Raw genomic sequence first — 20,237 nt, forward strand, 5'->3', positions numbered from 1 at the left:
GTTTTAAGAACGCATAAACAAATAGTCCCAAAGAAAATGCAAAAATGTATCTTATTAAATTGTCATTGATAAAAGTGAAATTTAAAATATTAACTTTTAATAATATAGCAATCACTAAAAGTAATAGTGAAATGCTTCTCATACATATCAAATCCTTTAACTTAGTTATAGAAAATAGGTGTTACATATGTTCTATAGCAAAATAAATATATGTTTAGTAGTAACACATCTATCATTGTTGTTGGGAATATAGGATTAATAAACAAAGGATAACAAAAATAAAGCGCTTTCACAATTTATTCTTGTCGATTTTATTACATTTATTAGAAATTTTAATTAGGAAAAACATGCTGAAAGATTCTATGTTGTCAAAAACATCGCTTATATAGATAGTATTGAATTAGAATGGAATTTCAGAGAAGTATCAAACTATATAGAACAAAATGTTATAGAAAATACAAAGCTTTTAAAATTAAGAGCGCCAAATTTAAAAAGAATATATCAATCAGTTATAGATGAAGGGGAGCAAAAAGGACTTGAACTAAAGTGTATAAGAAGATTTAATATTGATAACTAACAAAAGAACGCACCTTATCATCACAGGTATGCGTTCTTTTGTTAATGTTGACGTGCTGATACAATTCTTTTCTCACACGTTATAATCACTGTTGCCATTTTAACTATCAACTATTGCTTCTCTGCTTTTAATTCTTCTTGTAGTTTACCTAGATGTCTTAGCGTCGGTGTTAATGCCGCAAAGAAAAAGCCTTCTTTCAATTTACGTGCTTGTGGTGAGTGATAGGCATATGCTTTTGATCCGCCGTTCACCATTGATGCTTGATTTACGTCTAGTAATAAATAACCAGCTGCTTTTTTGAGTGCAATGAGTGTTTCAAAGTGATTCTGTAAGTTCGCATTATCTAATACATCATAAAAATCTTGTCTAATTTGCTTGTATTGATTTTCAAATGCTGGCACATCATATTCTAAATATTGATTAATACCGTTTTGTGCATGAGAGAATTGGTTGATTAAATCGAGTGATGCACGAATGGCGCCTAATGCGATTGGAATCTGTAATGCGACAAATTGTGGTCGTATTTGTGTTGCGAATGCTTTTGCGTCGTGTGTGATAATGTGTTCAGCTGGTATTAGGACGTTATGCAAATCAATCGTAAATGTTGCTGAACCGTTAACACCTAAAAAGTTAGATGCTTCTTTCATTGTGATACCATCTTGGTTGGCTTGAACGATAAACATGACAAGTTCATCAGATGAGGCACTCTTAGAAATTGCGCCAAAATAATGATCAGCACCAATATTACTAACTGCGGGCAGTCTACCGTTCACAATGAGCTGTTGGTTTTCATCATAGTGATGTGACAGATTGAACGTCTCTAAATCATTAAATGACTTCATCGGATTCGACAATCCAGTTGCACCTAAAATCTCACCGGATAACAATTGTTGCTGTAGGTGTTGATTGAAATAGGGGTCTTCCGCATTTTTTAAATAAGTGGAAAATGCCAATTGACACCATAAGCAGAAACCAGTGGTCAAACAAGACTCGGATACTGTTTCTATAATTTCTGAGTTGCTTTTGAGGTCATCTTCTTTGAAAAACCTTTCTTTAAACAAAGTGCTAATAAAGTCTTTTGGATAGTATGAACCTGCATCAATTTCTGTTAAATATGGTTTTAGTTTATCTTCAATATGTGTGTTTAAACGCATAAAATTCAACTCCTTCATTCGCCAAAGCGTGTTAAGATTATTTTTTCAAAGTAACTAATGAAGCGATCGATTAAGAACCCGAATACACCGATAAAGAATATCGCAGCTAAAACGTCTTCCAGATTTAACATATTGCGTGAATCTACAATTAGGAAACCAAGTCCCGATTGTGCACCAATCATTTCACCGGATACTAAGAAAATCCAACTTGTACCGACTGCCATATGTATGCCACCCATAATATGTTTGAAGGCACCAGGAAAGAGAATGTTTTTGTATAATGACCAATGCTTTAAGTTTAAATTAGACGCAATTTTTAAGTATTGCGGTTCAATATGCCTAATGCCTTTAATTGTATTAAAAACAATTGGGAAAAATGCGGCGATAAATATAATCGCAATGGCAGGTAAGCTACCAATCCCAAACCATAAAACGACAAATGGCGACCATGCGATAGGAGAGATAGGTCTGATTAGTTGAAATAACGGCTCTATGGCATGAAATAATGACTGACTGCGACCTAATAAAAAGCCGATAGGTACGCCAAGAATAACGGCTAACACAAAACCTGTAATAAAGCGATACAGGCTAATACCTAGGTGTGTGAATATCTCCCCAGTGATAATGAAGTGCCATATGCTTTTTAATACCAAAGATGGCCCGGGTAAAAGAATGGGCTGATAGTGACCAACGATGATGACGAATTGCCATAGTAAAAGAAAAATAATAAACGTAAGAATCGGTAAGGACCATTTTTTAATAATGTGAACTGTCATTGCATCTATCCCTCCTTATACAACGTAGGATCAACAAAATCTTTATAATTCGGTGCTTTAAAAAGCTTTTTCTCGTCTACTAATTTTTTAATTTTGTTATAACCTTTTTCGTCAATTGCTAAGTTACCGTAAGACGTCCATTCAGCGGATTGTGACAATACTTTCTTATCTTGTTTATAGTTTTTGTCCATAATTTCAATGCTTTTCTCTTTATCAGTCATTTGAAAACCAGCTTTTTTATAATCAGATATAAAATCTTGAACAACCGTCTGATGTTGACTGATGAGATCATTTCTAAGTACGAGTACGCAACAATAGGCATCTGGTATGATGTCGCTGCCGTGCAGTAAAGTATGACCGCTTCCTAGTTTTTCACCAAGTGCGCCAAATGGTTCGGCTACAGAATATCCAGAAATGCTACCTTCATTGAGTGCGGCGGGCATTTCAGCTGGAGGCATTTCGTGATAACTGAACGTGTCTGAACTGAGTTGCAGTTTTTGTCGCATTTCATCTAATAACAAATAATGTGTTGAATAACGATGCGGTATCGCAAAATGATAGGTTTCATGGTCGTGAAAATCTGATAAAGTTTTACCCTTTTCGCCCATCACAACGTTGCCCTCATGATGACCTAAAGCGACCGCCTTAATATCTGAACCTTTTTGCTTGGATTTCATAGCCAGTTCGATAAGTGTTGAAGCACCATCGATTTTGCCGCTGTTCAAGGCATCCATCAGATCTGGCCAATTATTAAAACGCACTAATTTCAAGTTATACTTTGCGTTGTCCACGTTTTGTTGAATTTCTTGTGTCATCATCAAGTTAGCTGAATGTGTGATAGGCAAGTAGCCGATTTTTATCGTTTGTTTTGTATGGCTAGTGGCCTTTTCTTGCGTGTTCAAGTGACAACCAGAAAGAATAATAAGGAATATGAAAGTAAGCAAAATGAATTTTTTCAATATACGCAACTCCTTATAAATAATATTCTGGTTCTGCCAAATGATGATTTAATGCAAATTGTTCCATAATGTCATTTCTAATTTTTAATAAATGGCTGTCATTACGATTACGAGGATGTGATTGTGCGATATGATACTGGCCGAGAATCTCACAGCCGTCTCCAAGCAATACAATGTCATCTGACAGATAAATGGCTTCGTCTATGTCATGCGTCACTAATACGATGGTTGCGGTGGTTCTTTCTTTCAAATGTATCAATTGGTCTTGGAGTTTATAACGTGTAAAAGCATCTAATGCGCCTAAAGGTTCATCCATGAGTATGACTTTCGGTTGATGCACCTGTGCCCGACAGAGGGCAACACGTTGTTTCATACCACCGGATAATGCTTCTGGAAATAATTTGCCTTTATGATTTAAATCTACCGTTTTTAAATGTGTGTTTATTTCTTCATCGCTAATACGATGGGGTAAACCAAGACGGATATTGTCATTGATATTTTTCCACGGAAGTAAATTGTGGTGTTGGAAGATCATCAAGCAGTCCGGCGATGGGCCTTCTTTAACTTGACCATCAATCATCACTTTTCCAGAAGTTGACGTTAAAAACCCACCAATAATATTTAATAATGTGGACTTACCACAACCGCTTTTTCCTATAAATGTGACGATGTTGCCTTTTTTAATTGTTAACTCAAAATCTTTAATAACAAGATGGTTACCAAATTGATGGTGAATATGGTTAATGTGAATCATTGAAACACCTCGAATCTAAGCGTGTTGATAACGTGATGGACATTACTAGAAATAGTTAATTTAAGGCTGAGATTTTATGTAGAGGGCAGTAGCTGACTGGTATGAAAAGACACTTTTACAAGCGCTTTCACACCTGCTCAGCCTTGCCTGGGTGGGACAACTGAATCTTCTTAGAAAAATGAGATGCCTGTCCCACTCTCCCTACAACTCATATCTGATTTTTCAGAAAACAAAGTGCGTTATAATTTTTCGATACCATCTATCGGTGTATCTACGGCTTTACGTGCACGTCGAACGGCATCTTCATCTGGTGCGTCATATAGACAGATACATTTTGACATATCTTCACATACATAAGTACGTTGAAATTGTACTTCAGGAACTTCTTCATAGTGCACGGAATTTTTCTTCTTACGTGCCAAGTATTGATCCATCGTGATGCCTTCAGGGATATTCCAAGTAACGAGAAAATCCACATGCGCATCACCTTTTTTAACGTCATCTAATTCCTTACCGACTAAGCGAACTTGTTTTACGAGATTGATATTGATTGAGGCATTTTCTAAAAATTGTTTGGCTGCGTCGCTACTATTTGCTTCAACAATAAAGTATCCATGTGTAAGATTGGATGTCGCTTGTACTTCTATAAGTGTTGGTACTTCTCCCGTTGTTAAGTCGGCTGCTAGCGCTTCTAATTCCGCCTTTGTTGAAAAGGTTGTTAAATCGTTTGCTTCAAGTAAAAATAATGTCATAATCTATACCCCCTAAAATTGTAATGAGTAAATAATACTATAATCCCTATCTGTTTACAAGGATATAAAAGATTATTTAATTTTTGTGAGTGAGACAGCCTTTAGAAGAATTACAAACCAGCAAATAACAAAAGAACGCACCCTATCATCACAGGTATGCGTTCTTTATATCTGTCCACATATACAATTATTCTTCCTTACTATCACTAACCCAATCCCAAACTGTTACACCAATCGCAAATAAGAAGGCAATCATGAGCCAATTATCATAAATGCGATTTTCAAAAAAGTGTGTGAAAGTGATACAATCAACCGCATTGAATATACGTGGGTTAGGCGGGACATAGCCTATGAAGTACATAAGGACTATGGCACCAATGCCTACAAATAATGTGCCAAAGAACGTTTTTAATAATGCTATTTTCATACGTTGCCTCCTAATGTGTTTCCCCTAATGCAATGGCGTCATCATGATTGTCTGTGGATAATGCGGCGATGGCTGCTTTTAATCCTTTCACAATCGTATCGAGCGCCATAGAAGGCGTGTTTGGTTTATTGGTCACTTGTTCTGGGATGAATGGCACATGGATGAAACCAAATTGAATATGCGGGAATGCTGTTACGTGCAAGTATCCCAGGTTATAGAGCACGTGATTGCATACAAATGTGCCTGCTGAATTTGATAGTGAAGCGGGTACACCAACGTCTTTCATCGCTTGTGTGAGCCGTTTAACCGGCATATTTGAGAAGTAGGCAGGCGCGCCGTCTTCTTGAATGACTTCATCAATCGGTTGGTTGCCTTGATTGTCTGCAATACGTGCATCATCAACGTTAATGCCGACACGTTCGGGCGTTATTTCAAATCTGCCACCTGCTTGTCCTATCGCAAGTACAGCGTCATATGTTTCGCTTTTCAATTGTTGTTCAATCACAGCTACAGATTCTTTAAAAACAGTAGGAATTTCCAATTTCGTAATCGTGTGGTCACCAATCGTTTCTGGTAATAATTTCACGGCTTCTAATGCTGGATTTGTCTGTTCTTTACCAAATGGATCAAAAGCTGTTACGAGTATTTTCATGTGTATCGTCCCCTTTATTAAGATTAAAATGCCCAGAAATACATTAAGCCGATATGGGCCAAGATGAGTATGAACGCAACGGGCATTTGCGCTTTTATGACACTAAATTCATTTTTCATTTCTAATAGTGCGACAGGCAATGTGTTGAAGTTAGCGGCCATCGGTGTTAATAATGTTCCACAGAAACCGCCAGTCATCGCAAGGGCACCGGCTATTGCTGGATCTGCGCCTTGTGCAATAACGAATGGGATACCAATACTTGCGGTAATGACTGTGAACGCTGCGAATGCATTCCCCATCAACATTGTGAAAATGACCATGCCTAAAATATAAGCCGTAGCGCCTATTAAATGATTGCCTTCAGGTAGAAAACTTGAAATCCCGTTTGAAATCACTTTTCCAACACCACTGACGGTAAATAACACCCCTAAAGCAGCTAAAAATTGGGGTAGAATGCCGACTGTCCCGACTTGTTGTGTCAGTCTATCACTATCATACAAGATGTACTTTGCTTTTGGTTTGATAATCAAATACGCCGCAATTAAACCAACAATTGAGGCAATGCCTAAGCCAATCGCACCGCCTAAAGGTGTCCAGTTAGAAACAATCACAGCCACAACTGCTAACACAACAGCTGGTAAGAAGAGTTTGTTGCCAAAGCGTTCGGCACCTTGATTGCCTTCTTTTTCAGTAACATCTACAATATTTTTAATCGTTACTTGGCGTGTTAATGTAAGTAACCCCATCAATAAAATAATGGCGCCATTTACAACATTTGGAATATGTGGTCCAAAGATAAAGGTAATGGCTAGTAATATCCAAAAAAGAGACGTTCCTATACGTTTGCCTTGATTTGGATCTCTAAAGGCACGGTAAGCTGTATAAAGTAGCTGTAGCCCGATTAAAACATAGAAGCATTCAAGAATCATATCTAATGTGTGTTGACTCATGCTGGATCCCCCTTATCTCTGTATTTACGTTCCAAATAACGGTCTAATAAAATGTTTTTAATGACGACAATAATGAGTGTGATAATCGCAATGGGTGCAGAAGCAAGGGCAAGACTGACCGCACTGACTTTGATGTCGAGAGATTGGAATGTCCCGACCATTAATAGCACACCTGCAGCACCTACGAATAAGTTCTGACCAAAGAAGTTTCCGTAGTTCTCCATTGCGGAAGACTCGGCTTTAATTTTTTCAATATCTTTGTCATCGATTTGTTCAGATGTTAGGTTATATTTTGTTTTTAATGCGCCTTGAACCATCGGATTGATTAATGGACGGACGAATTGAGGATGTCCGCCGATACGAATCGAAGCCAGTCCGGCAATTTCTCTAATTAATAGGTAGAGTGACAATAAGCGACCACTAGTAATAGATTTCACTTTACCAATTAATACCGTCGCTTGTTTTTTTAGGCCAAACCGTTCAATGAGACCGACCATTGGTAGTGTTAATAAGAAGAGAGAAACGAGACGATTATCGACAAAAGCTTTGCCTAGGACGTCTAAAATTTCATAAAGTGACATATCTGATACAAGTCCAGTGACGATTGCTGCTGTTAAAATAACCGCAATTGTATCAAATTTGAAAAGGAATCCTACGATAATGATAAGGATACCTACTAACTTCAACCATTCCATAAAATACCCCCTAAAAAATTTATGTTTTTGTCATTCTAACATAAAAAATACAGAATTTTATGATGATTATAATTTTTGATTATAAGATAGAATTATATTTGTACGCCTAGTAAACTTTAGATAAATGTTATTAATTGAACCTTAATGATCCAACTTAGTGACACAGTGATCAATATTGTATGCAGAATGTGACAGGTGACTTTGATATGTTGATTGAGAGGAGGGCTATATATGGAGCTGGGTGCACAAATCAGAAAGTATCGAAAAGAAGCAGGACTGACACAAGAAGGTTTAGCTGAACAGTTGAACACAACACGACAGTCAGTTTCAAAGTGGGAACAAGGTGTGTTAGAACCGAATCTTCAGATGTTAAATGCGCTTGCAACACTATTTGAAGTGAGTTTGGACACATTAGTAAACGGAGAGCAACCTAAAAGTTTAAAAGATAATGTACATATGAATTTTTGGGAATTTGCAGACAAAAAATGGTGGTTAATTTTGATAGTTGTTTTCACTATCTGTGGTACATTGGCACAAATTTTTGCCTAATATAGTTGTCTTCTTAATAATTATTAAGGAGTTTTTAACATGAATGTATTCAAAATAGTTGGTATGGCACTATTACTATTTGTCATTTCTATTTTTGCGCAAAATGTAGGAATTTTATGGCATATCTTTAGCTGGCATGGTCTGGAATATCTGTTACATGGCGTTACAACACTTATTGTTACAGTGGTGCTTATCAAGTTACTTGTCTATAAGGGATTAAAGCATGATTTATATGATTATCGAATAACCAATATTAAAATTTATCCACTGTGCCTATTTTTAGGAATAATTGTGCCGGTGATTGTGAACCTAATTTATATTATTTTCATACCTGGTGAGTTCATGATGATTAAGTTGGATACTACAACTGATTATATTGAATTGCTGCTATCAGGCATTTTCATTTCTGGTATCATTGCGCCAATTGTTGAAGAAATCATATTTAGAGGTATTCTCTTAAAATATATTGAAGAGAAAACAAATATTGTCTTTGCGATGTTTTTATCGTCATTCTTATTCAGTGTGGTACATTTATTTAATGGTAAATTAGTAGGCATTGACTTATATCTATTAATTTTAGCTGGATTTATGGCTGGTATGTTGTATGCAACTGCCACGTATCTTTTTAACTCGATATGGGCAGGTATTGTAATGCATATGTGTTGGAATCTAACGGGTATTTTTACTGTAACGAATGTAGAAGTGGATTACAGTCTTTTTCAGTATGTTATCAAAACGCATAATGTTTGGTTGACTGGTGGAACTTATGGTATGGATGCTTCTCTTATTGCGACTGGTTGCTATACAATGGGTATTCTATTTTTATTATTTTCAAAGTATAATGACGCATTAAAAATATAAATATCGGCTGCCTTGATGTATTACGTAATGTAATGGATTAAGGCAGTCTTTGATTTTCTGTAAAAATTAACCGCTTGGATGCGTCATTCAACCGCTTATGCCATAACTACTGACAATACAGCATAAAACACATACGATATAGATAAAGGAGGGCATGATGATGAAAGCGCAACTCAACGTACACTTGAAAATGGACACGTCTGCAACTGAAACGGATGTCACCATTAACACGTATGACCAAGAATTTGGTGTCAACTTGTTAAAATACATTCAACAATATGAAACAACAAGTCCAAGCAGTAAGATAGGTATTAAAACGTCACAAGGTGTTTACTTAATCGCAAAATCAGACATTATTTTTGCGGAGATATTTGATAAACAACTTACGATTGTAACGACAGAAGCGGCATATACTACGAGAATGACACTCCACAGATTACAAGAAACACTTCCCAATCGTCAGTTTATACAAATCAGTAAATCTTCTATCGTCAATATTGAACATATTACTAAAGTGGCACCTTCTTTTTCGGGAAATTTGTATGCAACGTTAAGCAATCAACAAAAGGTGACCATATCTAGAAGGTATGTCAAAAACTTAACGCAAATTTTAGGTATATAGGGAGGGAACGTTATGAAGAAATTATTAAAATCAACACTCGCAGGTATAGGAATCGCTAGTAGTATCATGCTTTTATTTATCGCGATTTATGACATTCGTATGGGATTTCAAGATGTCTTTGGACTGTATTTCTTCGGGGCGGTGTGCGGAGTCTTGCCGTTTGTTTATAGTATAGAGCGCATACCATTTCCAATTAAACTACTCATTCATTTTGGAGGCAGCATGATTGCCTTCTTTACTATCTCAAGTATCAATCATTGGATACCTTTAAAAATAGAAGCGTTGGTTAGCGCAATAACTAGTTTTACACTCATATTCTTAATTATTTGGTTTATCTTTTTCATTATCAATGTGCAAAAAAGTAAGAAAATTAATGAAAAACTTAAAGGTGTTCAGAAGTAAAGAAACAAAGCATTCAATCAAACGGATGATTAAAAATGAAGAGGCTGGGACATTAATATAAACATTCAAAATAAGCTTGAGGTTTTATGTATATGGCAGTAGCTGATTGGCATGAAAATACGCTTTTACAAGCTTTTTTCATGCCTAGTCAGCCTTGCCGGGGTGGGACAACGGGATCTTTTTAGAAAAATGAGATTCCTGTCCCACTCCCTCATTATTTATAGATATGAAAGTGGATAATTTAATGATAGATGTGTTTTAGAGTTACAAATAACGTATTAGTCTACTTTTCTTTGACGACCGAATAGGTAAGCGCCTAATGCTAAGCTTAAGCCACCAGCAATCGTTGTGCCGAATAAATCAGCGTTATCTTGTGCACCAGTTTCTGGTAAAGCTTGCATTTTATTTGATGTTTGTTGATCTGTCATCGCAAGTTTTTGTCCCGCAACAACCATGTTTTTGTCAGCTAAGTTATTGTTAGCAACAATTGCATCAACAGTTGTACCGTGTTCAGCTGCAATTTTTTCTACTGTATCGCCTGGTTTCATAACATATGAACCTTTGTCTTGGCCTGACATATCTTTGTTCATATCTTCTTTAGCTGGCATATCTTTACCAGTACTTTGTTCAGTTGTATCTTTCTTAGCATCCTCTTTTTGAGCATTTTGTTCGTTTTCTTTTTTAGCGTCTTCTAAAACTTTGCCGCTGTCAGCTGGTTTACCTTCGATGATACCAACTAAGTGATCGATACGCTCTGGAGTTAAGTTAGGGAACTTAGTGATTTGGAATGCATCGTCAATTGCTTTGTTAGCATCTTCAGGATTCGTGCCTTCGATGATACCAACTAAGTGGTCGATACGTTCAGGAGTCAAGTTAGGGAATTTGCTGATTTGAGATACAGCATCAGCTACGTTTCCAGCTTGATCAGGATTACCTTCAATGATACCAACTAAACGGTCGATACGGTCTTGAGTCAAGTTAGGGAATTGTGAGATTTGAGATGTCGCATCAGCAACTGCGCCCGCTTGATCAGGGTTGCCTTCAATGATACCAACTAAACGATCGATACGGTCTTGAGTCAAGTTAGGAGCTTGTGTGATTTGAGATGTCGCATCTGAAACTTCACCTGCTTGATCAGGATTACCTTCGATTGTCTTAACCATTGAGTCGATGCGGTCTTTAGATAAGTTAGGTAAGCCTGAAATTTGTGCTTCAGCGTCTTCTTTTTGCGCTTCTTCTACAACTTGATCACTTGAACTTGGATCTTCTTCAAGTAATTTGTTGAAACGATCAAGACGGTCTTTAGATAGGTTAGATAAGTCTGAGATTTGAGATTGTGCTTCTTCAGTAGTTGTTGCTTCATTTTGAGCTTCTTCAGCTGAAGCCACACTTCCTAAAAGTAATGATGAAGCGATTAAGCAAGATCCCACACCTACTGAAAGTTTTCTAATGCTAAAGTAATTTTGTTTGTTCATCAAAGAACCCTCCATAATGTTAAAATAATATTTTTGATAGTGTCAGTAGTAAACAACTTGAAAAACTAGAATTTGCTATGTTCGCACCATCCCCTTATATTTGAGCTTGCTATTTAATCAATCAAGTAAGTGTTCAACATGACTAAGAGCTTTTCTTTCAGCTTAACAACTGACTTTTTCGGACCAATCAATTTAATATCAGAAGAATGGGTCATACATAAATTTAATGCCTCTATTTCCGACATATTAAATTGGATGATATAGTCCTCTGCAACTTGTTCCACAGAAACAACCTCATAATATTGTTTTAAATGTTGGAACATGTCTTTTCCCACTTTTAAAATTACGTTGTTGTTATACTGTTCCGTTTGTGAATCAATATCAACGATTTTAATGTCTTTAATTTGCTTAATTGGTATCGTATATTCCACCTTTTTATATGAATAAAAAAGCTATAATACCTCATTCTGTAATTTGATTTTAATGGGATAAACAGAAAAAACGTCATAGTTTAACGTTGTAATTTGGATGCTATTGCCCTGATTAATTGCCTTTTGTAATTCGAGGAGTTGTGAATGAGTTATGGCATAATCTTTTTCTTTGATTTGATTGATTAACTGGAACAAGTAAGCTTTGTCTTGCATGAAAAATTCAAGAACGATAGATTTCAAAAACTTAACGATATGTGAACTAATGGGCACTTTGGATATGATTAATAACAGGAGTAACGTTTCAAAGTCCTGTTTCTTGTTAATGTTTGTTTTTTTAGGAATCCTATACTCTTGTGCCGAATAGTCAAATTCGATGTCTTGTTTATCTAAAAATTCTTCACTGTCATATAGGTAGTTTCTAATTTCACGAATATCTCGTTTGACAGTACGTTCGCTAACGTCGAATTCTTCAGACAATTGTGTTTTATTGATACTTTGATAGCGTATTAATCTTGTGTAGATACTTAGTAAACGTGTTGAACGACTCAATACTCCACCCACTCTCCTAATAAAATTGTATGAAAGGGAAGGGACAATTATATAGTCAACAAAAAAATAATTTAATTAATTTTATGGGTTAAAATTCATTCAAATTATTATTTATTTAACTGAAGGACGGAATATGACCCTATATAAGTGAAAACACCTTGTATTATTGCTGTATTTGTAATTTTTAACAGCAAATACAGTATAGAATTGAAATTATAAACGCTAATTTATGGTTATTATGACAACATAAAAAAGAGACTAAACAATTTTCATTGAATAGTCTCTTGTATTAATGAAGTTATGGCTTAGGATACATGCCCTCGTTTATTAAATTTTTCCTATTCGCTATAACGTAAATAGCACTGATGGCAAGCAACAGGGCAGCGAATATAAAAGTGGTACGTACGCCCCACATATCTGTTAAAGCGCCTAAAGCTAATGATGATATGCCGAATGTTGCAGTGACTAAGACATCTTGAACGGCATAGACTTTAGGTAGCAACCTTTGGACAACACTTTGCTGTATGATGGTCAGTTGCGTAATACCTTTCGTTTGACTGGCGATTCCAAATAGACAAGAAATCATTAAAGCTATCCATGGACTTGAAATAATGCCAAATAGAAAAGTAAAGATTCCAATAGTAACAGCACCAATACATATCACATAACGTGGGTGATGATCGATAAACTGTGACCATTTAAAACTGACGAAGCCACCAATCATTAAGCCTGCGAAAAAGCTTGCATTGATGTAACCCCACCAGTGTGTGCTAACATGAAGAACTTGTTCGACATAAATATACATAATTGCCGCAACCCACACCACGTTTGCGATAGACTCGAAAAACACAGTGACACTGATAGTACGTAAGGTGGGATGGTGCAAAACGGTTACCCATCCTTCTTTAAGCATATCCCATTTTGAAGCAGTCTGACGGGAGTCTTCAGAAGCCGATGATACATTGTCAATACGAAACATACAAAGTGTCGCGACGATATATAAGATGAATGTGAGCGAGAGTGTGTCATTTACACCAATCAAAGTCACGATAATACCACCGACTGCCCATCCCGAAAGATTGATTGTCTGATCGAGCGTGGCTAAAAAACTGTTTGCTCTCACTAAGACAGATTTTTCTACATAGACAGGAATTAAAGCATTTCGTGCCGGTGTCGCCCAACCGTCTAAAAAGGCAACGAGTGCTACAAATATAAAAATAAGACTTACGTGTGCAGAAAGCGTTGCGGTACATATAAGTAGCAACATAATCACGGTCTTACCAAGTTGTGAATACGCTAAGAGCACTTTCAATGGGATGTGTTCCATAATTAACGGTGCGATAATACCACTCACAAAGCGTGACGTGGTAATCAGGAATGGAATCAGTGCCATATATGTGACCGATGACGTAACTTGATAGACGGCCGTGATAAGACTAACCATATAAAGCACATCGCCAATATTCGCAAAGGATTGCCCAATCCATAAATAACGAAAAGAGATTTTCTGCATAACAATGACGCCCCTTTATCTTAATATTTAGTTGTCATATAAGTGAGGCATCATATTACATATTTTAATCACCGCTTTCTAAGGTATATTTAAGGGCATCAAAGTCATTATTAATATTTTAAGCATACTAAGATTAATAGAAACATTCAATTTAAGTTTGAGATTTCATGTGGAAGACAGTAGATGTCTGTTTCACTCCAAAAGGTACTATTGGTTTATCCATTTTACTTGAGAAGTTTGTTTTGATAACTCGGGAACTAATTGTTGGAACGGTCCTGTGTACAGTAATGTATAGAAGTGACGTATAAATTCATCTTCAGGTATTTTATCAGGGTCTAAAACCCAGAATTTGATTGTTGAAATCATCGCACCAGACATAAAACTGTGAAAGTATCTAAAAGGTATATTATTAATATCTTTTTGATCAGATAAAACGTTGGTCAGATTAAAAGCAATCGTTTCTGATAACTTTTGCTCAATTTTACTTTGTCGCTTCATACTGAATAACACTTCATATAACTCAATATTATTTAAAATTAATTGAATTACTTTATGGGGTGTCGTTTTAATTAGGTTATTCAAGTCTTCAGGATGATTCATGGCATGATCCCGAATTTCTTCATAATCAATATTCTCTTTAATACGTGTAATTTCTCTATCTTCCAAAGCATTTAACAAGTCATATTTATCTTGATAGTACGTATAAAAAGTAGCTCGATTAATATCTGCTTCATCTGCAATTTGTTGAATAGTTAGTTCTTCAAGGTCGTAATGTTTTAATAATTGAATAAATGCTGTTTCAATACTGTTAATGGTACGTCTTACTCTGCGATCCATAATGAACCTCCTGTAATCTCTATTATTTTATTGACATTTTTCCGCATTCTGTTGTTTATCATTCATATTTATAAACACTGCTTATTGAGTATCTATAATTGCTTATTATAATAACATTAAGAACGATAAACAACATGGTGTTGTATAAAAAGAGGAGTATTTAAAATGAGAAATAATACAGTATGGTTCATTCCTGTTGCAGTCATAGCGATTCTTGTTATTCTAGCAACAGCATTTTATCCAGCATATAACCCTAAACCAAAGGCAATTCCTGTGGCCATTTTAAATGAAGATCGCGGTATGGAGATGCAAGGGAATACGACCAATATTGGCGAAAAATTAGTCGACAAGTTGGAAGAAAATAACAATTCGGCAATTCAATGGGAACATGTTGAGAACCGAACAGCGCTAGATAAAGGGATAAAAAATAATGACTATGTCGGTGGGATTGTATTTGAGCAAGACTTTTCTAAAAATGCGATGAGTCAGGCACAAAGTATTATCATGACAGAAAAGCAAAAAGAAATGAAAGAAAAGGTGGAGGCAGGGGCAATATCACCGCAGGAAATACAAATACTGCAGAAACAAATGGAAAAAGGGGTACAAGTGCAGACTCCAAAACAAGCACATATTGAAGTTATAACTAACCAAGGTAGTCAGACACAAGTGGCTAATATTGTACAACAAGCATTAACAAAAATAACAGCGCAATTAAATGATCAAATCAGTCGTCAAAATGCAAAATTGCTAGCGACGAACAATATTAATGTGCCAAGTAATCAGTTTGAGGCATTTGCCAAACCTATTAAAGTAACACAAACAACCTTGAACGAGGTTAAAGATCATCAAAGTAATGGGAATGCGGCAGCAGTAATGTTTCTGCCAATTTGGCTTTCATCAATGATTACAGCAGTTTTAGCTTTTCTAACCTTTAAAAATAGGAAAAAGTTGTTATCACACAACGCAAAATTATGGTTGGCAAGTAAAACGGTTATATCTATTGTCATTGCAGCTTTTTTAGGGGCATTTAGCTATGTGGCTTACACCGGAAACGTTCTTGGATTTGACTTCAATCAACCATTTGAGACAGCAAGTTATATTGCAGTAGCGATTATAGGATTTTCACTGCTGATACTAGGTTTTATGGTCTGGATTGGTTTCCCAGCAGTTCCTATTTTTATGTTGTTTGTTTTCTTTTCGATGCAGCTAGCTATATTGCCTGTATACTTATTGTCTGATTTTTATCGAGCGTATATTATCCCATGGAATCCATTCTATCATTATGTTGCAACGTTAAAAGGGTTACTTTATGATGGTCAGAGTTTCGCATTGAATGGTACGATTTGGATGTTTATAACGTTCAGTCTGGTTGGTATGATTTCATTAGTAACAGCCATTTATACAAAAAATAATAAAGTAGAAGCTGTGTAGTTCAACAATAGCAATAGGCGTGGTCAAGCAACGTAATGTTCCTTTACCATGCCTATTTTGTGTGTTTATTAAAATGTTTCACGTGAGACTATCAAATAAAGTTGTGCAATCGCCCGAGAAGCAATAATGTATTGAATATTGCTGTTTTCATAACAATCATGTTGCCATGAAATAACCGTGTGATATTCAAAACCTTTCACAAGCTCATAAGGAATGATGACATGCCCTTGAGGGATAAAGGTATCATTCTCTTCTACCAAAGTAATATCGAGCTCGGCGGATAATTCAGCGTATAAAGACTTACCGATGTCTTGTGATGGTACAACAATTGCTGTTGGGTGGGTCGTTTGCGCCATAATTGTACGTATATCTTGAACAGAAGCATTGGTAATCGTCACGACAGGTTCGCCTTCTTCACCTACAACTTTTGTGTCGGTTTCTTTTAGTGTATCAAGATAGCGATTAATTGCCTTTGTAGACCGGTACGATGTATGCAAGTATTTAGTAGGTGTTTCCCACGTTTCAAAGTCAATCAATGGTGCTGGTAAGAAATTCTGATTGAGATCGCCTAAATATGTGAAATGGGCGTTAGGATACAATAGACGTATACAATCTAATTGAAAAATGCTGTAGTCCTGTACTTCGTCAATCAATATATGTCTAAAGTTACGATCTGAATGCTTGATAAGCTTGAAATAAAGCCAAGCAAGAGCCCAGAAATCTTCGTAATCCAATGTGTTATGTGATAAGCAAACATTCACTTGATAAGCGTGACAGAGTTGTTCGTATAGCTTTGAAATATCAAGAAAAGTATAATGCTTGATAGCACGATTGATTGGTTTTAGTATGCGGGCAGTCTTAGATTTTGCTTGTGACACTAATTCATCTTTTTCTCCCACATAGCTGTCTATTTCGTCAAGTTCTGCATAGTGCTTTTTAAACAGCTGTTCAAATGCTTTGTCATAACAGTCTTGTAAATCATTTTTTAACTTTTGAATCGCTGTAGGTATATCATGATTCATGCGGTATTTTTCAAACAATGTAGAGAGTTCGTGACGACTCAACATAGTATGCCCAGTTCTGTCTACTAAGTCTTGAAAATAGAGTTGGTAGTTAGATGATGCTAATTGTTGTGATAGGAAGCGGTAAAAGTCAATGCTTGATTTCGTATAAAACTGTTTAGCATCACCATCACTATGATAGACGCGTTCAAGCATCGCAGGCTTACTCTCCACACGCATACGTTTAAAATAGGGAATGGTATGAACCAGACGCATCAAGTTGTCCACTTTAATGTTTTGTTCACCAAGTTCAGGTAACACATCTGAAACGTAATCATTAAACAATCGATTTGGCGTCATAAACATCAAATTTTCATGCGTCACGGTTGTCTTATATTTGAATAATAGATAGGCAACACGCTGCATAGCAATAGCTGTCTTCCCGCTACCAGGAGGTCCAAGAACAACAACATCTTCATTAAGTGGTAAGCGAATAATTTCATTTTGGTCTTGTTGAATTGTACTGACAATATTCCCTAGTTTATGTGTGGATGCTTTCATTTGATAATTCATTAAATCTGAATCGCCAATAAACATATCACTATCAAAATAGTTGATTAATTGTCCTTTTTGAATTTTAAATTGTCGTCTACCTTTAACATTTTCATAGACTGTCTCGCCGTTAGCAGTTTGATATGAGAGGGTACCGAGCTCATTCGCATAAAACAAGCTTGCGATAGGGGCACGCCAATCACAAATTAAGACGTTATAATCATCGTCAGTCACCGTCTGAGTCCCAATATATAGCGACTCATCTTCTAGCACAATCTTGCCAAAATAAGGGCGGTTCAGTAGTTGGTGATACACTTTGAGTTGTTTCTCATATTGATTATATGTCTTTTCTTGCATGCGTAATGACGTTAAATCTTGCGCATTGTCGGCAGTATTAGAATCTTTAGTGTTGGGCATCCAACTTTCATGGTTATTCATATCTTTACGCTGAGTGATAATCCTAGTTTTGCTTTGTGAGAGTGAAGCGGTAATATTTTGTAATTCTCGTTCCAGAAATTCAATTGTTTGAGATAAATGTTCTTGCTCTTCAGAAAAAGTTAATGACATCAGTTATCCCCCGTTTCATGTTAGACAAGCGCGTTAAAGTTCGCTTTCATTTTATAGTCGCACAATAGGCATATCACAATAATTAATTGGCATATTCCTGCTATAAGATAGACGACATTTGCACCGTAACTTTCAGCAATATATGCCGAAAAGAAATATGAGATAGGAATAAACAGCGTGCTAATAGATTGTATGACACCAGTGATACGTCCACGATAAGCATCTTCAATCATGATAATTTTATAGGTGCTGAATAAGATGTTCGGTAGTGTAAGACAGAGACCGATGATGACACCTAAAATGACAGCAATAGACGTTGAAGTATTGAAATACATATAAATAAAAGTGATTGCCATCAGTGTCCAAAACAACAGTAAAATCGTATAGGAAGGGATATGTTTTTTCAGCTTGATACCTATTGTCGCAGCCACCATACTACCTAAAGCAATCAAAAATTGAAATAATCCATAGTCTTGTGCGTTAGAGTTTAAATATTGGTTAAAGTACACCACGAACGTAGGCGCCACCATGCTAATAATATTGAGTACAGCAGCGCTCATTAACACTCTTTTAAGATAGTAGTCATTCATAATCATTGCTAATGTCTTTTTGAATTCAAGGTAACTATTTTGATGCTTTTTTGATTGGATATGTTGATTGTTTTGATGTGCGATGTGAATATGACTGATTAATAAAGAGCCGATGATGTATAAGCTGAGAATTGCGATGATGAGCATTGGAAAAGGTAACAGTGTGAATAAAAATCCAGCACCGGCAAAACCGAACATCATAGAGACATTTTTTGTTAAACTTCTGTAGCTAATCACTTTTTTGACCTCAGCTTGTGTACGAACCAACTGAGGTATGAGCTTATTCTGATTAGGAAATTGAAAAACTATCGCAATTTCACGGCACATTAATAAGAAAATAAGAAATATCATATTGATGTCAAATAGACCAATGCTTATGCAAATTACTAATAATATGGCACTATTCACGCGCAAACTGTACACCATCATTTTGACAGGATGATTGAACTGATCGGCCTTAATACCTGCATAAGAACCCACTAAAATTTGAGCAATATGAGAGAGTGAGCCAATCGCTGCAGTATAAAAAGCTGAACCTGTCTGATCTAAAACAAACCACATCACGGCAAGATTAAAAATGCTATTAGCCAAACCTACCAAAAAGTCATTTGAAATAAAGCTCACAATATTAGATTTCATCTTGATTTTTTAAATGCCTCCCAATGTTTTTTATATTCTTTAAGTTTATCATGCATTAAAAGATCATCTACAGAATCTAAATGTAAATTAGTTAATTTAGATTCCTTTGTATCAGGACTTTTTTTGAAAATTTTTTCATCTTTTAATCCTAAGTATGGTCTTATAATAACCATATATATTTGAAATTCATTTGAAAACATAGTCTTCCTGGTAAGAATATGAGGTTGTATTTAAATTAATAGAGTGAAATGAAATAAGGTCTTTGCTGTATGCCTTATCTAAGAATGGGCAATTTTCTTTATATTTTTCAACTAAATTCAATAGATTCATTACAACACCTCTTCTAATTTTGATAAAAAAACTTGTTATAATATAGTTGTCTTTGTAAAGAGCTGAATCGACACATTTATGAAACCGTTTTTAGATTCTTATTTTGGGAGGTAATTTATGAAACCAATTATTACTACTAGCAGGCTTGAACTAAGAAAACCGGAACAATATATGTCATCAGATATATATGAA

21 protein-coding genes are annotated in these 20,237 nt (G+C 35.8%); 5 read left to right on the top strand and 16 right to left on the bottom strand.

What is annotated here, in order from left to right; genetic code table 11:
• Positions 1 to 687 precede the first annotated feature (687 nt).
• The 9 genes from CD122_RS07770 to CD122_RS07810 all read right to left on the bottom strand — a co-directional run bounded on the left by CD122_RS07770 (position 688) and on the right by CD122_RS07810 (position 7,696).
• The gene (locus CD122_RS07770) at positions 688 to 1,731 is read right to left on the bottom strand and encodes an acyl-CoA dehydrogenase family protein (RefSeq protein ID WP_103358424.1); all 1,044 of its coding nucleotides are present in this window, start codon (positions 1,729 to 1,731) and stop codon (positions 688 to 690) included.
• A gap of 14 nt (positions 1,732 to 1,745) precedes the next feature.
• The gene (locus CD122_RS07775) at positions 1,746 to 2,507 is read right to left on the bottom strand and encodes an ABC transporter permease (RefSeq protein ID WP_103358425.1); all 762 of its coding nucleotides are present in this window, start codon (positions 2,505 to 2,507) and stop codon (positions 1,746 to 1,748) included.
• 5 nt (positions 2,508 to 2,512) lie between these two features.
• Positions 2,513 to 3,466, bottom strand: a complete 954-nt coding sequence (locus CD122_RS07780) for an ABC transporter substrate-binding protein (protein ID WP_103358426.1) — start codon at positions 3,464 to 3,466, stop codon at positions 2,513 to 2,515.
• A 13-nt stretch (positions 3,467 to 3,479) separates the two neighbouring features.
• On the bottom strand, positions 3,480 to 4,220 hold the full coding sequence (locus CD122_RS07785; RefSeq protein WP_103358427.1) for an ABC transporter ATP-binding protein: 741 nt from the start codon (positions 4,218 to 4,220) through the stop codon (positions 3,480 to 3,482).
• Positions 4,221 to 4,459: 239 nt separating this feature from the next.
• A complete protein-coding gene (locus CD122_RS07790; RefSeq protein WP_103358428.1) occupies positions 4,460 to 4,972 on the bottom strand; it encodes a DUF4242 domain-containing protein in 513 nt (170 codons plus the stop codon).
• 187 nt (positions 4,973 to 5,159) lie between these two features.
• Positions 5,160 to 5,399, bottom strand: coding sequence for a hypothetical protein (locus CD122_RS07795; protein WP_103358429.1), 240 nt, complete (start codon positions 5,397 to 5,399; stop codon positions 5,160 to 5,162).
• Positions 5,400 to 5,409: 10 nt separating this feature from the next.
• Complete coding sequence (gene pcp / locus CD122_RS07800; RefSeq protein ID WP_103358430.1) at positions 5,410 to 6,051, bottom strand: pyroglutamyl-peptidase I; 642 nt, start codon at positions 6,049 to 6,051, stop codon at positions 5,410 to 5,412.
• 23 nt (positions 6,052 to 6,074) lie between these two features.
• Positions 6,075 to 7,001 carry a DUF979 domain-containing protein gene (locus CD122_RS07805; protein WP_103358431.1) on the bottom strand — a complete coding sequence of 309 codons (927 nt, stop codon included), beginning with the start codon at positions 6,999 to 7,001 and terminating at the stop codon, positions 6,075 to 6,077.
• Entirely contained in the window at positions 6,998 to 7,696 is a 699-nt protein-coding gene (locus tag CD122_RS07810; protein ID WP_103358432.1) for a DUF969 domain-containing protein, read from the bottom strand. Before CD122_RS07810 ends, CD122_RS07805 begins: the two co-directional genes overlap by 4 nt.
• Positions 7,697 to 7,927: 231 nt before the next feature.
• Between CD122_RS07810 and CD122_RS07815 the strand changes: the two genes are divergently transcribed.
• The 4 genes from CD122_RS07815 to CD122_RS07830 all read left to right on the top strand — a co-directional run bounded on the left by CD122_RS07815 (position 7,928) and on the right by CD122_RS07830 (position 10,130).
• Complete coding sequence (locus CD122_RS07815) at positions 7,928 to 8,245, top strand: helix-turn-helix domain-containing protein (RefSeq protein ID WP_103358433.1); 318 nt, start codon at positions 7,928 to 7,930, stop codon at positions 8,243 to 8,245.
• A gap of 39 nt (positions 8,246 to 8,284) precedes the next feature.
• Entirely contained in the window at positions 8,285 to 9,106 is an 822-nt protein-coding gene (locus CD122_RS07820; RefSeq protein WP_103358434.1) for a CPBP family intramembrane glutamic endopeptidase, read from the top strand.
• A 160-nt stretch (positions 9,107 to 9,266) separates the two neighbouring features.
• A complete protein-coding gene (locus CD122_RS07825; RefSeq protein ID WP_169926492.1) occupies positions 9,267 to 9,728 on the top strand; it encodes a LytTR family DNA-binding domain-containing protein in 462 nt (153 codons plus the stop codon).
• A gap of 12 nt (positions 9,729 to 9,740) precedes the next feature.
• Positions 9,741 to 10,130, top strand: coding sequence for a DUF3021 domain-containing protein (locus CD122_RS07830; RefSeq protein ID WP_103358436.1), 390 nt, complete (start codon positions 9,741 to 9,743; stop codon positions 10,128 to 10,130).
• Between the two features lie 278 nt (positions 10,131 to 10,408).
• Here CD122_RS07830 and CD122_RS07835 read toward each other — a convergent pair whose 3' ends face one another.
• From CD122_RS07835 to CD122_RS07855, 5 genes are all read right to left on the bottom strand, one after another.
• Complete coding sequence (locus CD122_RS07835; protein WP_169926493.1) at positions 10,409 to 11,605, bottom strand: LysM peptidoglycan-binding domain-containing protein; 1,197 nt, start codon at positions 11,603 to 11,605, stop codon at positions 10,409 to 10,411.
• A gap of 113 nt (positions 11,606 to 11,718) precedes the next feature.
• On the bottom strand, positions 11,719 to 11,928 hold the full coding sequence (locus CD122_RS07840) for a hypothetical protein (protein ID WP_142381191.1): 210 nt from the start codon (positions 11,926 to 11,928) through the stop codon (positions 11,719 to 11,721).
• 129 nt (positions 11,929 to 12,057) lie between these two features.
• The gene (locus tag CD122_RS07845) at positions 12,058 to 12,585 is read right to left on the bottom strand and encodes an HTH domain-containing protein (protein ID WP_169926494.1); all 528 of its coding nucleotides are present in this window, start codon (positions 12,583 to 12,585) and stop codon (positions 12,058 to 12,060) included.
• Positions 12,586 to 12,883: 298 nt separating this feature from the next.
• Positions 12,884 to 14,098, bottom strand: a complete 1,215-nt coding sequence (locus CD122_RS07850) for an MFS transporter (protein ID WP_103358440.1) — start codon at positions 14,096 to 14,098, stop codon at positions 12,884 to 12,886.
• A gap of 207 nt (positions 14,099 to 14,305) precedes the next feature.
• Entirely contained in the window at positions 14,306 to 14,935 is a 630-nt protein-coding gene (locus tag CD122_RS07855; RefSeq protein WP_103358441.1) for a TetR/AcrR family transcriptional regulator, read from the bottom strand.
• Positions 14,936 to 15,100: 165 nt separating this feature from the next.
• On the opposite strand from CD122_RS07855, the gene CD122_RS07860 reads away from it, so the two are divergent.
• Positions 15,101 to 16,366 carry a YhgE/Pip domain-containing protein gene (locus CD122_RS07860; RefSeq protein ID WP_103358442.1) on the top strand — a complete coding sequence of 422 codons (1,266 nt, stop codon included), beginning with the start codon at positions 15,101 to 15,103 and terminating at the stop codon, positions 16,364 to 16,366.
• A gap of 68 nt (positions 16,367 to 16,434) precedes the next feature.
• On the opposite strand, the gene CD122_RS07865 is transcribed toward CD122_RS07860, so the two are convergent.
• Together CD122_RS07865 and CD122_RS07870 are read right to left on the bottom strand one after the other, a co-directional pair.
• Positions 16,435 to 18,486, bottom strand: a complete 2,052-nt coding sequence (locus CD122_RS07865) for a HelD family protein (RefSeq protein ID WP_103358443.1) — start codon at positions 18,484 to 18,486, stop codon at positions 16,435 to 16,437.
• Between the two features lie 20 nt (positions 18,487 to 18,506).
• Positions 18,507 to 19,667 (bottom strand): MFS transporter, encoded by a 1,161-nt coding sequence (locus CD122_RS07870; protein ID WP_169926495.1) that lies wholly within the window; start codon positions 19,665 to 19,667, stop codon positions 18,507 to 18,509.
• Positions 19,668 to 20,237: the final 570 nt, after the last annotated feature.

Source organism: Staphylococcus rostri, assembly GCF_002902145.1.
GTDB classification, from domain to species: Bacteria; Bacillota; Bacilli; order Staphylococcales; family Staphylococcaceae; genus Staphylococcus; species Staphylococcus rostri.

Bases quoted from the DNA above. Each gene is read 5' to 3' on its own strand.
- CD122_RS07785 (WP_103358427.1), bottom strand. From the start codon at position 4,220: ATGATTCACATTAACCATATTCACCATCAATTTGGTAACCATCTTGTT.
- CD122_RS07810 (WP_103358432.1), bottom strand. From the start codon at position 7,696: ATGGAATGGTTGAAGTTAGTAGGTATCCTTATCATTATCGTAGGATTC.
- CD122_RS07770 (WP_103358424.1), bottom strand. From the start codon at position 1,731: ATGCGTTTAAACACACATATTGAAGATAAACTAAAACCATATTTAACA.
- CD122_RS07865 (WP_103358443.1), bottom strand. From the start codon at position 18,486: ATGTCATTAACTTTTTCTGAAGAGCAAGAACATTTATCTCAAACAATT.
- CD122_RS07840 (WP_142381191.1), bottom strand. From the start codon at position 11,928: ATGTTCCAACATTTAAAACAATATTATGAGGTTGTTTCTGTGGAACAA.
- CD122_RS07805 (WP_103358431.1), bottom strand. From the start codon at position 7,001: ATGAGTCAACACACATTAGATATGATTCTTGAATGCTTCTATGTTTTA.
- CD122_RS07815 (WP_103358433.1), top strand. From the start codon at position 7,928: ATGGAGCTGGGTGCACAAATCAGAAAGTATCGAAAAGAAGCAGGACTG.
- CD122_RS07825 (WP_169926492.1), top strand. From the start codon at position 9,267: ATGAAAGCGCAACTCAACGTACACTTGAAAATGGACACGTCTGCAACT.
- pcp (WP_103358430.1), bottom strand. From the start codon at position 6,051: ATGAAAATACTCGTAACAGCTTTTGATCCATTTGGTAAAGAACAGACA.
- CD122_RS07820 (WP_103358434.1), top strand. From the start codon at position 8,285: ATGAATGTATTCAAAATAGTTGGTATGGCACTATTACTATTTGTCATT.
- CD122_RS07850 (WP_103358440.1), bottom strand. From the start codon at position 14,098: ATGCAGAAAATCTCTTTTCGTTATTTATGGATTGGGCAATCCTTTGCG.
- CD122_RS07855 (WP_103358441.1), bottom strand. From the start codon at position 14,935: ATGGATCGCAGAGTAAGACGTACCATTAACAGTATTGAAACAGCATTT.
- CD122_RS07775 (WP_103358425.1), bottom strand. From the start codon at position 2,507: ATGACAGTTCACATTATTAAAAAATGGTCCTTACCGATTCTTACGTTT.
- CD122_RS07860 (WP_103358442.1), top strand. From the start codon at position 15,101: ATGAGAAATAATACAGTATGGTTCATTCCTGTTGCAGTCATAGCGATT.
- CD122_RS07790 (WP_103358428.1), bottom strand. From the start codon at position 4,972: ATGACATTATTTTTACTTGAAGCAAACGATTTAACAACCTTTTCAACA.
- CD122_RS07795 (WP_103358429.1), bottom strand. From the start codon at position 5,399: ATGAAAATAGCATTATTAAAAACGTTCTTTGGCACATTATTTGTAGGC.
- CD122_RS07830 (WP_103358436.1), top strand. From the start codon at position 9,741: ATGAAGAAATTATTAAAATCAACACTCGCAGGTATAGGAATCGCTAGT.
- CD122_RS07835 (WP_169926493.1), bottom strand. From the start codon at position 11,605: ATGAACAAACAAAATTACTTTAGCATTAGAAAACTTTCAGTAGGTGTG.